The 13,100-nt window shown below is 34.9% G+C and carries 19 protein-coding genes; 11 read left to right on the top strand and 8 right to left on the bottom strand.

Features of this window, described 5'->3' with window-relative positions:
- The first annotated feature begins 162 nt into the window (after positions 1-162).
- Genes A9C19_RS15930 through rfbG form a run of 4 tightly spaced genes read left to right on the top strand, consistent with a single transcriptional unit; the run spans position 163 to position 5,098 of the window.
- Positions 163-903, top strand: coding sequence for a sugar phosphate nucleotidyltransferase (locus A9C19_RS15930; RefSeq protein ID WP_072580859.1), 741 nt, complete (start codon positions 163-165; stop codon positions 901-903).
- A 19-nt stretch (positions 904-922) separates the two neighbouring features.
- On the top strand, positions 923-3,076 hold the full coding sequence (locus tag A9C19_RS15925; protein WP_072580858.1) for a glycosyltransferase family protein: 2,154 nt from the start codon (positions 923-925) through the stop codon (positions 3,074-3,076).
- Positions 3,073-4,038, top strand: coding sequence for an NAD-dependent epimerase/dehydratase family protein (locus A9C19_RS15920; protein WP_072580857.1), 966 nt, complete (start codon positions 3,073-3,075; stop codon positions 4,036-4,038). The genes A9C19_RS15925 and A9C19_RS15920 overlap by 4 nt, the downstream gene beginning before the upstream one ends.
- A complete protein-coding gene (gene rfbG, locus A9C19_RS15915) occupies positions 4,028-5,098 on the top strand; it encodes a CDP-glucose 4,6-dehydratase (protein ID WP_072580856.1) in 1,071 nt (356 codons plus the stop codon). The genes A9C19_RS15920 and rfbG overlap by 11 nt, the downstream gene beginning before the upstream one ends.
- Before the next feature lie 74 nt (positions 5,099-5,172).
- Here rfbG and A9C19_RS15910 read toward each other — a convergent pair whose 3' ends face one another.
- Positions 5,173-6,021, bottom strand: coding sequence for a peptidylprolyl isomerase (locus tag A9C19_RS15910; protein WP_072580855.1), 849 nt, complete (start codon positions 6,019-6,021; stop codon positions 5,173-5,175).
- A gap of 435 nt (positions 6,022-6,456) precedes the next feature.
- Between A9C19_RS15910 and A9C19_RS15905 the strand changes: the two genes are divergently transcribed.
- From A9C19_RS15905 to A9C19_RS15885, 5 genes are all read left to right on the top strand, one after another.
- Positions 6,457-6,540, top strand: coding sequence for a YjcZ family sporulation protein (locus tag A9C19_RS15905; RefSeq protein WP_072580854.1), 84 nt, complete (start codon positions 6,457-6,459; stop codon positions 6,538-6,540).
- Between the two features lie 77 nt (positions 6,541-6,617).
- Positions 6,618-6,701 (top strand): YjcZ family sporulation protein, encoded by an 84-nt coding sequence (locus tag A9C19_RS15900; protein ID WP_072580853.1) that lies wholly within the window; start codon positions 6,618-6,620, stop codon positions 6,699-6,701.
- 113 nt (positions 6,702-6,814) lie between these two features.
- On the top strand, positions 6,815-6,898 hold the full coding sequence (locus A9C19_RS15895; protein WP_072580852.1) for a YjcZ family sporulation protein: 84 nt from the start codon (positions 6,815-6,817) through the stop codon (positions 6,896-6,898).
- A gap of 110 nt (positions 6,899-7,008) precedes the next feature.
- On the top strand, positions 7,009-7,095 hold the full coding sequence (locus A9C19_RS15890) for a YjcZ family sporulation protein (RefSeq protein ID WP_072580851.1): 87 nt from the start codon (positions 7,009-7,011) through the stop codon (positions 7,093-7,095).
- A gap of 48 nt (positions 7,096-7,143) precedes the next feature.
- A complete protein-coding gene (locus A9C19_RS15885) occupies positions 7,144-7,227 on the top strand; it encodes a YjcZ family sporulation protein (protein ID WP_066224813.1) in 84 nt (27 codons plus the stop codon).
- Between the two features lie 135 nt (positions 7,228-7,362).
- Here the strand turns inward: A9C19_RS15885 and A9C19_RS22315 are convergent, their stop codons facing one another.
- Positions 7,363-7,542: a hypothetical protein gene (locus A9C19_RS22315; RefSeq protein WP_072580850.1), complete on the bottom strand. Its 180-nt coding sequence runs from the start codon at positions 7,540-7,542 to the stop codon at positions 7,363-7,365.
- Positions 7,543-7,870: 328 nt separating this feature from the next.
- The gene (locus A9C19_RS15875; protein WP_072580849.1) at positions 7,871-8,407 is read right to left on the bottom strand and encodes a DUF3267 domain-containing protein; all 537 of its coding nucleotides are present in this window, start codon (positions 8,405-8,407) and stop codon (positions 7,871-7,873) included.
- Between the two features lie 187 nt (positions 8,408-8,594).
- Here A9C19_RS15875 and A9C19_RS15870 point away from each other — a divergent pair, with 187 nt between their 5' ends.
- A complete protein-coding gene (locus tag A9C19_RS15870) occupies positions 8,595-8,930 on the top strand; it encodes a DUF1878 family protein (protein ID WP_072580848.1) in 336 nt (111 codons plus the stop codon).
- A 3-nt stretch (positions 8,931-8,933) separates the two neighbouring features.
- Here the strand turns inward: A9C19_RS15870 and A9C19_RS15865 are convergent, their stop codons facing one another.
- A complete protein-coding gene (locus A9C19_RS15865; protein WP_072580847.1) occupies positions 8,934-9,518 on the bottom strand; it encodes an HTH-type transcriptional regulator Hpr in 585 nt (194 codons plus the stop codon).
- A 200-nt stretch (positions 9,519-9,718) separates the two neighbouring features.
- Entirely contained in the window at positions 9,719-10,078 is a 360-nt protein-coding gene (locus A9C19_RS15860; RefSeq protein ID WP_072580846.1) for a YtxH domain-containing protein, read from the bottom strand.
- A gap of 254 nt (positions 10,079-10,332) precedes the next feature.
- Between A9C19_RS15860 and yhzF the strand changes: the two genes are divergently transcribed.
- Positions 10,333-10,524: a membrane protein YhzF gene (gene yhzF / locus A9C19_RS15855; protein ID WP_072580845.1), complete on the top strand. Its 192-nt coding sequence runs from the start codon at positions 10,333-10,335 to the stop codon at positions 10,522-10,524.
- A gap of 48 nt (positions 10,525-10,572) precedes the next feature.
- Here the strand turns inward: yhzF and A9C19_RS15850 are convergent, their stop codons facing one another.
- The 3 genes from A9C19_RS15850 to A9C19_RS15840 all read right to left on the bottom strand — a co-directional run bounded on the left by A9C19_RS15850 (position 10,573) and on the right by A9C19_RS15840 (position 13,011).
- Positions 10,573-11,094 carry a tryptophan transporter gene (locus tag A9C19_RS15850; protein WP_072580844.1) on the bottom strand — a complete coding sequence of 174 codons (522 nt, stop codon included), beginning with the start codon at positions 11,092-11,094 and terminating at the stop codon, positions 10,573-10,575.
- Between the two features lie 164 nt (positions 11,095-11,258).
- Positions 11,259-12,344, bottom strand: coding sequence for a 3-phosphoserine/phosphohydroxythreonine transaminase (gene serC, locus A9C19_RS15845; RefSeq protein WP_072580843.1), 1,086 nt, complete (start codon positions 12,342-12,344; stop codon positions 11,259-11,261).
- A gap of 238 nt (positions 12,345-12,582) precedes the next feature.
- A complete protein-coding gene (locus tag A9C19_RS15840; RefSeq protein WP_072580842.1) occupies positions 12,583-13,011 on the bottom strand; it encodes an HIT family protein in 429 nt (142 codons plus the stop codon).
- Positions 13,012-13,100: the final 89 nt, after the last annotated feature.

Here is a 13,100-nt window from a genome sequence, read left to right as displayed (position 1 = left end):
AATTGAAGTCCTTTCCTTTGGGGAAGCTTCAATTTCCATGTCCTTTCCCTATTTTTCCTAGTTCGTTCGTATTGTTTTTTTATACCTATAGTATATCTTCCTTATTCACTGACATCTAAGTGGAATAGTATAGCTAGAAATAGCTAGAAAAGGATGATGAAAATGAAAGTAGTCATTTTATGTGGCGGAAAAGGCCTTAGAATGAGTGGTTTAGAGGAGAATATTCCGAAAGCATTAGCAAGGGTAAATGGACACCCTATTATATGGCACATTATGAAATTATATAGTCACTATGGCTTTAACGAATTTATACTCCCTCTTGGTCACCAAGGAGAAAAAATTAAAGAATACTTCATGGAGTATAAATGGAAGGAACATGATATTACATTATGTTTAAATGAAAGTAAATTTTCACCCCTTACTTCCATAGAGGATTGGAAAATCACATGTGTAAATACGGGATTAGAAACAATGACAGGTGCTAGGATCAAACAGATTGAGAAATATATTAAAGATGATACGTTCTTACTCACATATGGGGACGGGTTATCAGATATAAATATTGAAAAATTGATTGCATTTCATAAGGAAAAAGGGAAAGCAGTCACAGTGACAGGGATAAAAAAACATAACCAATATGGAGTTTTAGAAGTTGAAGACGGTCTTGCAACCAATTTTGCAGAAAAACCTGAAGTAGACTCCATCATAAATGGTGGTTTCTTTGTCTGTAATCGTGAATTTTTTCACTATTTGAGTGAGGATCAAGATTGTGTCCTTGAAGAGGAGCCGTTAAAGAACCTAATTAAAGATGGCGAACTAGCTATCTATGAACATGACGGGTTTTGGATGTCTATTGATACACCGAAAGACTTAGCTGAAGCAAATAAATTATGGAAAGCATAGAAAGGAATGGTTATGTTTCATGACTGATAACAGGTCTATTAAACCTATCGAATTGTTGAACTATCTTTTCGGAAATAGTGACGATGAAAAAACAAGTTCGAAAGATGTATCAGATGAGTATGAATTAAATGATCCTAAGCCTATTGATCTTCAAAACAATCATGATGAGAAGGGGAGTGAAAAAGCAAACTTAAAGAAGAATGAACAACTGATGACACAAGAATCAAGTCTAGCTGCAGCTGGAGGGAGCAGCTATAACTTCTGTGTCATATCCGGAAAAGAGTATATATTTAAGGTGTTAACATTATATAACTCTCTAATGAAGCATTCGAAAAATTTCCACTTTTACCTGTGTTGTATTGATGAAGTAACCTATTCTCTATTTGAAGAACTTTCTTTAAGAAAGATGACCTTAGTTAAGGTTGAGGATTTAGAGGATATTCGACTTAAGCGAGTGAAAAAATTAAGGCAAACGAATGAATATTGCTGGACGTTAAAGGCGCCGTTAATGGAATACTTACTGGAAAAATACGAATTACCTTCTATTCTTTATTTAGATGGAGATTTATTTTTCTTTTCAAATCCAAAAATAATTTTTAAAGAATGGGGAGAAAAATCAATTTATTTATGTCCACAAAGAGATGTGGATTGGGTTGAAGAGAAATATGGGAAATTTCAAGCGGGGCTTATAGGGTTTAAAAATGATCATTATGGACGGAATGCGCTTACTTGGTGGAAGGAACAATGTATAGATTGGTGCTATAAAAAATCCTCTAATAATCGTTTTGGCGATCAGAAGTATTTAGATGATTTGGCTAGGTTCTTTCCTAAAGTGTGCATTTCGTCACATCTAGGTATCGATGCAGCACCTTGGAATATAATTTATAACAACGATTATAAGTTGACCAGTAAAGGTAAACGTCTTTTTATTGAAGAAGATGAACTGGTTGTTTTCCATTTTGCTTGCTTTTCTATTTACAATTTTTCAGAATTTGATTTATGGTCGCTAAGTACACTGACTATACAACGTGAAATTATTAACTATGTTTATGCTCCTTACATGGAGGCAGTTCGTGGGAGTATAGAAAAAATCTCACAAACAGATAAGAAAGTTTTAGAATTGGGCCTTCATAAATCATCGCCTAGTACAGCGAAGACCTATTACAAATATTCCAAACTGAGTCGTGAAATCGATCAATGGGATCACTATATGAATTTTGCTGTCATAATGAGTAAGGATTATTTACTAAAAGGCCTTGCATTATATGAGTCTATTTATCAAAAGATGAAAAACTTCCATATGTGGATATTAACAATGGATAAAACAACGTATAGTTTATTAAGAGAGATGAATTTAACTAATGTGTCACTTATTCAACTGGAAGAGCTTGAAGATGATAGGTTACTAAGTGTTAAAAAGGAACGGACATTAAATGAATATTGTTGGACATTAAAGGCCCCTTTATGTGAGTATATCTTAACGAAAACGAAAGAAATTGATCATATTATTTATTGTGATAGTGATATGTACTTTTTCAATAGCCCGTTAACATTATTAAAAGAATGGAAGTATTATTCAATTTTTCTTACGAAGCAGAACGGTACACCAGAGCTTGAGCGAGTCCATGGACAGTATCAAGCTGGATTGATTGGCTTTAAACGGGATGAAATGGCGAGTATGATTCTTGATTGGTGGAAAGAGAAGTGTCTGGATCAATGTTCTAACGACTATCATGCGCAGTATGATAGTTGGGGAGATCAGAAGTATTTAGAGTCGATCCCAAAGCTCTTTTCAAATATTAAAATTATTGACAACATTGGGATGAATGTAGCTCCATGGAATGTCGTCATGAGGAAAGATCATATTATTTCTAATAAAAAGGGTAACGTCTATATAGATGAGAATGTCATTGTTTCCTATCATTTTGGAAGTCTTTTAATAATAGATGAAGAGAGCTTTGATTTATGGAAGCTGGAGGAATTACCCTTCTCTAAAGAGGTGATTGAATATATCTATCTACCATATATCGATCATTTGAAAACAATATGTAAAAGAATAAAAGGGTTAACATCCTTTCAAGCCATCACTCCTTTTTTGTCCTCCGATACTATAAACTATACGGCAAAAAATCCTTTGGTTTTAAATGATTTGAATAGGTCTGCTTCAACATGAATACGAAAAAAAGAATTTTTATAACTGGAGGAACTGGATTTATTGGCTCACATTTAATAAACCGAGTATATCAAGAGTATGAGGTTGCTGTTTTTTCAAGAAATACCTCGAATCCTTGGAGAATAAAAGAGGCTCTTCCACACATACAGCTGTTTAGAGGAGATCTATCTGTATTCAACGATATCAAGCATGCTATTGAAACCTTCCAGCCACATATTATTTTTCATTTCGCGGCTTATGGTGTTAATAGCAAAGGCAATGATTACTTAGAGGCAATTCAAACAAATATACAAGGAACCGCTCATCTTATATATGCAGCTCAATACAGTGACAATCTTGAGAAAGTAATTAATCTTGGCTCGAGTTCTGAGTATGGGGAAAAAGCTGAAGTAATTACGGAAGAGATGTTACTCAAACCAGTGGATATCTATGGAAGTACGAAAGCATCCGCAACACTTATTGCTCATCAGCTAGCAGCTCAACTAGGGATAAATTGTATCACGTTTAGACCGTTTAATTTGTTTGGAGAAGCTGAGGAATCACATAAGTTATTTAGTTATGTGATCCAGCAACTATTACATGATAAAGAAGTTTTACTAACTCCCTGTGAACAAGTAAGAGATTATTGCTACATCCAAAATATTATTGATGCCTTCCTATTAGCTATTCATCATACAGAGATAAGTGATGAAATTTTTAACATTGGAAGCGGGGAGGTTTACCCTTTGAGGTTTTTCGTTGATTCTATCTTTTCACATATGGACACCGATTTAAAGCCTCAATATGGAGCATTGAAATATAGAGAAAATGAACGAATGACACCGCAAGTAGATATTTCGAAAGTGAAAAGGCTGTTACAGTGGAAACCTGCAATTTCTTTTGAAGAAGGGATGCTCCGTACAATAAATTGGTATAAGCAACATAAAGATGACAAACAAGGGGTACTGTCAAATGACAATTAATTTTGCAGATATATTTAAAGATCGAACCGTCCTTGTAACAGGACATACGGGATTTAAGGGAGCCTGGTTATCAATATGGTTACACATGCTTGGTGCTAAAGTAATTGGCTATTCACTAGATCCAGCAACGAAAAAGGATCTATTTGTCTTGTCAGGCTTAGAAGATAAGGTGAATGATCTTAGAGGTGATATAAGAGATCGTCATGAACTCGAAAAGGTCTTCAAACAATATCGCCCTGAAATTGTCTTTCATTTAGCTGCACAGCCTTTAGTGAAATATTCGTATAATAACCCGAAAGAAACGTATGACGTAAATGTAATGGGAACGATGAATTTGTTAGAAGCAATAAGAAAAACAGAAGAAACAAAAATAGGAATAGTTATTACGACAGACAAGTGCTATGAAAACAAAGAGTGGGTTTGGGGATACCGAGAAAATGATCCTCTAGGAGGGTATGATCCATATAGCTCAAGTAAGGCTTGCTGCGAGTTATTAGTCGCTTCGTATCGTAATTCTTTTTTCCATGAATCTAGGTTTCAAGAACATGGAAAGGTCATTTCAACAGGTAGGGCAGGAAACGTCATTGGTGGAGGAGATTGGGCTGAAAATCGACTTATCCCAGATAGTGTGAAGGCACTTGAAACAGGTAAATCCATTGTCATTCGCTCACCTCAATCCATTCGTCCATGGCAGCATGTGTTAGAACCATTGTATGGGTATCTCTTACTAGCTTCACAAATTCTTTTACATGGTCCTGCTTTTTCGGGTGCTTGGAACTTTGGTCCTGGGGAAAACGGAAATATTTCTGTAGAAGAGATGGTTAAATTACTAGTTGAGGCATGGGGAGAAGGGTCGTGGGTGATCAATCAGGAAGAAAACGTGCATGAAGCAAAGCTTTTGAGCTTGGATATAAGTAAGGCTAACCATCTATTAAAGTGGACACCGAAATGGAGTGTACAAGAAACGATTGATAAGACCGTGTCATGGTATAAAGCCTATCATCATGACGATGTCTTTGATCTTTGTAAACATCAAATAGAAGAATATTGTAGGGGGTAAAAAGAAGAGTGGTATGTACACTCAAAAAAAAGAGGTGAAATTCCTAGTCCGGAATTCCCCCTCTTTTTAACCTCTTACTCTTCTTCAGTTGTTTTAAACGTGTCTTTTAAGTCTTCATCCTTAACCTCAACGTTAGACTCGTCAATGGCATTAGTTAACGCCTTTTGAATAGTATCAGGCTGTTGAACTTTTTGTTTGCGGATGTCTTCTTTTAGTGCTTCTTTCATTTCTTCGTAAGGTTTATATGTATCTGTTACTTTGATGATATGATAACCGAATTCAGATTTAACAGGCTCACTTACTTCGCCTTCTTTTAGCTTAAATGCAGCATCTTGGAATTCTTTTACCATTGCCCCTTCACCAAACCAGCCTAGTTCTCCACCGTTTTGAGCGGATCCTGGATCAGTAGAATATTCCTTAGCAAGTTCTTCGAAATTTCCACCATCATCAAGCTTCTTCTTCACTTCTTTAGCCGTTTCTTCGTCAGCAACAAGAATATGACTTGCCTTCACTTGACCTTCTAATGTAGCGTGGTATTCTTTAATCTCTTCGTCTGTTACTTCAACTTCCGCCTCAGCAGCTTTCTTTCTTAAAAGGTCAACCTTGACCATTTGTTTCACGACATCTTCACCTTGTAATTCAACAACACTTTCAAATTGTGCACCATATTGTGCTTTTAAATTTTCAAACTCTTCATCGATTTCTTTATCTGTTATTTCATATTTTTCACTTAATACTTTTTCATGAACAAGCTCAGTAAGAACATCTCCACCGAAACGATCCTTCATTGCTTCGTAAAATTCATCCTTCGTAATGTTGCCAGCTTTTGTCTCGACAACAACTTCAGAATCACCAGCATTGTTACATGCGCTCAATGCGAAAAGACTTGTTGCTGCGGCTAATGCGATTGCTACCTTTTTCATTTTCTAATACAACTCCTAGTATAATATTTAGAAATTCTTTATTAGAAGGCTCTAATAAGTAAATGGATGAAGGGGAGAAGTAGAGAGACTCTATTTCCTGGCTCCATCATCACTTTAAAAAGCCTAATTAGAAAAAACATGGCTTGGCCAAGTTTTAACAGCAAATAAAGGAGTGTTTCCGTTTTAGAGAAAAACACCAATTCTGACAGTACAAGATTTACTATACCATAATGTGACAAGTTCAAAAAGTTTTTTCAAGACTCTTTGCTCAAAAAACATAAATGCATGGATTCAAGATGGAGCTTTCCTTAATAAAAGTGAGCTCCATAAGAAGACAATAGGTAATCATCATGATTTTTGTGAAAATGGGCAAACGTCCAAACATATAGGTTATTTCAACATAGAATATTTTGAAAGCTAAGGAGGTAGGTAAAGATGAGTACTGGTTTTACTAATCAATTTGCATTAGTTGTTGTCCTGTTTATTCTGTTAATTATTGTCGGGGCTTCTTATCTTTAAGCTTTTCACTTAAAACATGAAAAGAGTTATGTTAAATAAAAAAATCGTGATAGTAGATAAAAAGGAGGAATTTCAACATGAGTCATGGATTATCAAATAACTTTGCGTTACTTGTTGTCTTGTTCATTCTGTTAATCATTATAGGTGCTTCCTATCTTTAAGGGTAGCATTTAAAAAATAGATAAATAGTATGTGCAAACTTGGGCTAACGTCCAATCAATATAGAGTAAATAACCATATGATATAAGGAAAAGAGATAAGGAGGTCATTGGAAATGGGATACGGTTATTCAAATAGCTTTGCGTTAATCGTTGTATTGTTCATCTTGTTGATCATCATCGGTGCTTCTTACCTTTAATAGAAGATTTTGAATAGATGAATGAAGGTAAAAAACTTGGGCTAACGTCCAATCAACCTAGAGTAAATAACCATATGATATAAGGAAAAGAAATAAGGAGGTAATTAGAAATGAGCTACGGTTATTCAAATGGCTTTGCGTTAATCGTTGTATTGTTCATCTTGTTAATCATCATCGGTGCTTCTTACCTTTACTAATTCTAGATAACGAAAATTAATCTAGTTAAAATAAAGGGGGGTGTAATAATGAGCGGAGCATACGCAGGTGGATTCGCGTTAATCGTTGTATTATTCATCTTGTTAATCATCGTTGGTGCAGCATGGTTATAAGATAAAAGAAAAACACAAAGACTCTCGCTAACATTGTGAGAGTCTTTGTGTTTTAGAGCGATCATTTATAATTTCCTACAAGTAAAACAAAAGGGGCTGGTCGTTCCAGTCCCTTTTTCCATATTCATACTTCCATTACGTATACAAATTTTCTATGTAAGATGAAATTAATAAAATGGTAATAAGAACATTAATTGTTCTAAAAACCTTTGTTTGTCTGTCTTCAGGAATCTCGCGAACCAAGCATAAAGTATTTGTAAGCTTGTTTATATAAAACAAGATAAAGACTGCAAACAAAATGAAGAAAATGATCATATGAGATCCCCCTTCCCATTCATATACATATTAGATTACCAAACTATTTATGAAAAAGATAGCATTGACAGTTCATTTACAGAAATTAGTGGAGAAGAGGCAATGGAATCTATCCCTTACATATCGTCTTAGATGTTTTTCTACAGATTATTAGCTGCACTGGTGTGGGCTAGAAACCGCCTGCTAAAAAAAGCGAAAGCCTGTAACGGAATACATATTCACGTTGATCAGAGTCTTTAAAAAAGTAATCTTCTCAATATGAATAGGGCCAGAATGCAATGATCCCTAGCCCTTTCCATATTTATGCGCTATTTATTCTTCTATTCCATTATTTCTGCACTAAAATTTCGTATCCGTCTTCAAAGGCCTCAATATAACTTAATTTTGGGGCAAACAGTACATGCTTGGTAAAAATAAAGTCAGGTACACATAATCCTATGTGTATGGCCATTGCTATACTAAAGTAATGCATATAAGAAGGTAGCCAAAGGCTTCCGGCAATAAAAAGAACAGTAAAAAATAGAAACGGTGTCATTAACGATAACATCATCTGTCGTTTTTTAATGCTTTTACATGCATTAATTTGCATACTTGGTAAGTGAAAGTAATAATTTATTTTCATTGATACACGACAACCACTTAGTAGTAAGGGTATTGCGTGTAAAAATTTATGAGCCGGAATCATACAAAGAATCAAAAGGATAAATAACAGGAAATGACCATCCTTAAGATGAACTTTAGAAAATAAAAGGTTAATAGGTAAATACGTTACTATAAATACAAAAATGGAGGTTAGCAGAGAAATAAATAAAATTCTATACATGCCAACATCTTTTGAAAGACTGATTGTTTTCCAACAGTTCATCTTTTCACCGTCCAAACGTCATAAAACTAAGTACTACCATACTTTACGACGGGCTATAAAAAAAATCAATACAGTATTTTAAGTGGAAACGCTTTAATGAAAAAAAACACTAAAAGTTAAACTTTCTAATTTTTCGGGAATGCTATACAATAAAGGACAACAAAGGGTTAGAGAAAGAGGGAAAGTAATGGATTCAATAGAAAAACGTTTGGAAACGTTGGAATATTATCAAACGTTATTTTTTCAGATGATTGATAAAAATGCAGGTCCATTTTTTCATTTAGTCATAAAGAATGGATTAACGAAGGAAGAAATAGAAGGGATTCATGCGATTTGTCAGGAATTACAAAGTCAGTATGAAGATCAAAAAGCGCAAGGATTAGTGATCTACACCGATCTCCTTACGCAATTTGCGGGTCAATTACATCCTAAACTCAATGTAGATGAAACGGTCCAAGCTCTACTTAAACAAAGCTTGTATCGGGAGCTTATGGAGGAATTCAGTAAGATTATTCATGCCTGAAGCTTAATTAGAGATGAGTTCTTCTGATTCAGGATTATTTTTAGAAAGCATTCCATTCTTATCATTGTAGTTATCCTCAATATTATGAAAGGTTTGCTCAAAGATCTCCATGAAGTCATCCCCATAAATATTTCGGATAATACACATCATTTCCATCATTTCTGGGAATTTACCAAATAAGTTCTGAAGGGGAAGAGCCCCTTTTAATACTGAGTTTCTCTCAGGGCTGAAGTCCTCTAATAGCTTTGAAAGAACTTCCTGTCCTTCATTTGTTAGTTTAATATACGTATTTCTCTTATCGTCTGCTTTTTTAGAAAACTCTAGGTAGCCTCTCTCCTCAAGCTTCTTCGAAAAGTTAAAGGCAGTTGAAACATGCATAACACCAAACTTAGCAATCTCTGAAATAGATGCACCGTTTAAATGGTCAGCAATCCATAAAATATGATGTTCGTTAATATTCAAATCGTATGGCTTAATCCACTGCTGCCAATCCTTTTCAATGGATTTCCACAATGCCTTACTCAGCTGTGCAACTCGTTGACTAAATAACAAGGCTTCCTTTACTGTATATTCCTTTTCATGATTCATCACCGGTCACCCCTGATCTCCAATTGTCTTATACTCTATTATGCCAATAAAATAAAGATTAATAAAGATATAAATTTACTAAATTTTTAAAAATTTTGTTAAATCCCATTAAATCAACCATTAAACGCAAAAAAAAGTGTATAGACATAGATTGTCCCATACACTTTTTAATTGAAGAGAAAAATAATTTACTTGTAAGTTTATGAATGCTGAAGTGTGTTTTCAAGTTGTTTGATTTTATCTTCTAATTCAGCAATTTCATTTTGTAGATCTCTTTTATGTGGTTCAATCTCTTGTTGAAATTGAGAGATCGATTTCTTTAAATCCACAGAGACTTCTTTAATGACCTCTGAGCCTTCTTTTGCTGTTTTTAAAACTTGTTCTTTTAGCAATGTACTTTCTTCTTTTAGAAGCTGTAAATAATCTTCTAGCTGTTTTCGATTATTTTTTATCTTGTTGCGAACATCTTTCCCAGAAGTAGGTGTAGAAAGTAAGGTTGCAGCACCGCCGATAAGTCCGCCAACGATTAACCCGCACAATAATGATTTAGTGTTTGCCATACCCATTCCTCCACATTGTTTCTTTAGACTTTATTCATCTACCAAAACCTATTATACATTTTTACCCTTAGGTTGCCCTTATAAACATTATACATAGTTGAAGGCTTGTTAGCATACTTATTTAATAGGGCTTTATTACATGTAAGTGCAATAGGTTCTCGTCATGGTGTGGCGATTTTATAAATGAAAAGTAGGCCCATATGTAAGGTATATCTCGTTCTATATAGAGTAATCGGGGAAAGGGGGGATGAGTATTGTCAGGAGTCATTTTTCTATTTTTCACAATAAGCTTACTCCTATTCATAGGGGCGTTTCACTATTTTAAACTTTTACAACAATCAGCCTCTTATCCACCTAAAAAGGTCGTGAAGCAAAAGGTCTCTGTTTTAGCATCTGCAGGTGTAATCATGTTATTGATCGGAAGTGTTTTACTCTATTTTCAATAAGTGATAAATAAAGAAGAGGTTGACATCACGGATGTCAACCTCTTTTGATTAAGCTGTTACAAGCTTAGCTCGCTTAAAAATGGATTGGATAATTGGATAAATAACGATCATAGCAGCACCGTTGAAAAGTGTTGTTGGTAAAACAACAGTTAAGAATAAAACGGTGAATGTAGCTCCATCAGGTAATCCAACAATCGCTAATGCAGTTGATATGAAAATGGTTCCGGAAACAATCGTTCCAATTACTGTGAGTACTGTTGCTGTAGCAACCTTTTGTGCAATTTTCTTTACAATTAAGAATAAGCCATAAAAGACAAAAGCTGTGACGATTTTGTCAATGATGTTAGGAATTTGTCCTCCAGGAAAAGTCGTTGTCAAAGCTGCTAAAACACCAGTGACTATACTTAATAGTGTGACATTTTTTAAGCTTGGGAACATCAAAATTCCTACGAACATCATTGTTAACATCATATCAGGCTTCATTCCTTGGTAAAACGGTGGCATCACCATATTTAGGACAGCCCCAATTGCAGCAAACAAAGATAGTGTAACTAATACTCGAGTATTCAATTCTCATCTCTCCTCTTCTAATCTCTTAAATTCTCATCTCCAATAGTGAACTCATTTCCCATTGCGAGATTGATATTAATCATCATTATACCAACTTTTTGATCGAACGTATACTTAAACTTACTGGAATATTTCTCTATCACTCTCTGACGTGTCATTTGTCTTTATTGATTGTTTTCTTGAAATTCCTTCATAAAGGCTGCAAGTGCCTCACATGCTTCCTTAGGTACAGCATTATAGGTTGAAGCACGACACCCACCAACAGAACGGTGACCGGCGAGTCCAATAAAGTTACGTTCTTTCGCTTCTGTTAGAAACTTCTTTGTTAGCTCCTCATTCGGAAGAGTAAAGGTGATATTCATTAGGGAACGGCTATCTTCCGTAGCATGTGCCTTATAAAACTTGTTACTTTGTTCAATGGCTGAATAGATGTAGCCAGCTTTTTCCTCATTCATTTTTTGAATAGCCTTCACTCCACCTTGCTCCTTTACCCATTCTAAAACGAGTGAAAGCATATAAATTGAGAAGGTGGGAGGGGTATTATAAAGAGACTGACTATCGACATGTGTACTATATTTTAGAATGGTTGGAGCATCGTCAGTAGCCGTTTCAAGGAATTCTTTTTTAGCGATCACGACTGTAACACCTGATGGACCTAAATTCTTCTGCGCTCCTGCATAAATAAGAGAGAATTTTTCAATATCAATTTCTTTACATAAGATATCACTTGACATATCTGCAATCAATGGAATAGGTGATGTTGGATAGTCTGTCCATTGAGTCCCAAAGATTGTATTATTTGACGTAATATGAAGATATGCACCATCCTCAATGCCTTCTAATGAGAATCCCTGCGGTATATGTGTATAATTCTCTTCCTTACTTGAAGCAAGGATACGGGTTTCACCAAATCTTTTCGCCTCTTTTAGTGCTTTTTCAGACCAAGCTCCAGTCATAACAAAATGTGCTGTTTTGTCTTGTTGTAAGAAATTCATAGGGATCATTGAAAACTGTAAGCTTGCTCCACCTTGTAAGAAAAGCACTTCATAGGAGTCTGGAATCAAAAGAAGCTCACGTAATAGAGTATTTGCGCGATTATGTACGTCTTCATATTCTTTACTGCGATGACTTAATTCCATCACTGACATCCCAGAATTGTTAAAGTTCACAAGCTCTTTTTGTGCTTTTTCAAGTACTGGTAGTGGAATAGCGGCAGGACCTGCATTAAAATTATAAGCTCTCAAAAAAATACCCTCCTAAATGGTTTCGTTAGAAAATATTACTCATATCCTATCACGAAAAGGGTGAGAAATGTAGACTGAATATTTGTATGTTTAAGAATTTAATTATGGTAAGCGGATACATATGGTAGAGATCGTAGTTCGAAGAGGAGAGGACGAAAAAGTTGTTCGCAAAGAGGACACTTTTTTGAAAATAATTGAGGTATGTAAAAAACCAACACTTTTAATGCTAGTGTTGGTTTTCATATCATGCTTTTGATAACTCACTTTTAATTGATGAAGAGATTTCTTGAAGTTGTTCAGGAGTATATTGGTCTGCATGGGATTTCCATACGGCTCCAAATCCATCTCCTTTTCCGTATCTTGGCACAATATGAATGTGATAGTGGAAAACAGATTGGCCGGCATGCTCTCCGTTATTGTTCAATAAATTAAGCCCAATCGGGTTAAATTGATTTTTTATAGCAGTTGAAATTTTAGGAACAACTTCAAATAGCTTGCTTGCGATTTCAGGTGTTAACTCATAAATATTTTCCATATGTACTTTAGGGATCACGAGTGTATGACCTTTTGTTACTTGACTAATATCAAGGAAGGCTACTACGTGTTCATTTTCAAATACCTTTGCAGCTGGAATGTCTCCATTAACAATCTTACAAAAAATACAATCGCTCATTTTTACACTCCTTTAAAAATAAAATGTCTTCAACAAAGTTCAACAGCATTTTCTCTTCTATGTATGATACCTTAGATTGTGTGCGTAAC

The organism is Bacillus weihaiensis (genome assembly GCF_001889165.1).
Classification (GTDB): Bacteria; Bacillota; Bacilli; order Bacillales; family Bacillaceae; genus Metabacillus; species Metabacillus weihaiensis.
Note: the sequence above shows the minus strand (reverse complement) of the source record. Positions and strands in the feature narration are given on the sequence as shown.

Coding starts and splice junctions, on each gene's coding strand:
- A9C19_RS15930 (WP_072580859.1), top strand. CDS start 163: ATGAAAGTAGTCATTTTATGTGGCGGAAAAGGCCTTAGAATGAGTGGT.
- A9C19_RS15925 (WP_072580858.1), top strand. CDS start 923: ATGACTGATAACAGGTCTATTAAACCTATCGAATTGTTGAACTATCTT.
- A9C19_RS15920 (WP_072580857.1), top strand. CDS start 3,073: ATGAATACGAAAAAAAGAATTTTTATAACTGGAGGAACTGGATTTATT.
- rfbG (WP_072580856.1), top strand. CDS start 4,028: ATGACAATTAATTTTGCAGATATATTTAAAGATCGAACCGTCCTTGTA.
- A9C19_RS15910 (WP_072580855.1), bottom strand. CDS start 6,021: ATGAAAAAGGTAGCAATCGCATTAGCCGCAGCAACAAGTCTTTTCGCA.
- A9C19_RS15905 (WP_072580854.1), top strand. CDS start 6,457: ATGAGTACTGGTTTTACTAATCAATTTGCATTAGTTGTTGTCCTGTTT.
- A9C19_RS15900 (WP_072580853.1), top strand. CDS start 6,618: ATGAGTCATGGATTATCAAATAACTTTGCGTTACTTGTTGTCTTGTTC.
- A9C19_RS15895 (WP_072580852.1), top strand. CDS start 6,815: ATGGGATACGGTTATTCAAATAGCTTTGCGTTAATCGTTGTATTGTTC.
- A9C19_RS15890 (WP_072580851.1), top strand. CDS start 7,009: ATGAGCTACGGTTATTCAAATGGCTTTGCGTTAATCGTTGTATTGTTC.
- A9C19_RS15885 (WP_066224813.1), top strand. CDS start 7,144: ATGAGCGGAGCATACGCAGGTGGATTCGCGTTAATCGTTGTATTATTC.
- A9C19_RS22315 (WP_072580850.1), bottom strand. CDS start 7,542: ATGATCATTTTCTTCATTTTGTTTGCAGTCTTTATCTTGTTTTATATA.
- A9C19_RS15875 (WP_072580849.1), bottom strand. CDS start 8,407: ATGAACTGTTGGAAAACAATCAGTCTTTCAAAAGATGTTGGCATGTAT.
- A9C19_RS15870 (WP_072580848.1), top strand. CDS start 8,595: ATGGATTCAATAGAAAAACGTTTGGAAACGTTGGAATATTATCAAACG.
- A9C19_RS15865 (WP_072580847.1), bottom strand. CDS start 9,518: ATGAATCATGAAAAGGAATATACAGTAAAGGAAGCCTTGTTATTTAGT.
- A9C19_RS15860 (WP_072580846.1), bottom strand. CDS start 10,078: ATGGCAAACACTAAATCATTATTGTGCGGGTTAATCGTTGGCGGACTT.
- A9C19_RS15840 (WP_072580842.1), bottom strand. CDS start 13,011: ATGAGCGATTGTATTTTTTGTAAGATTGTTAATGGAGACATTCCAGCT.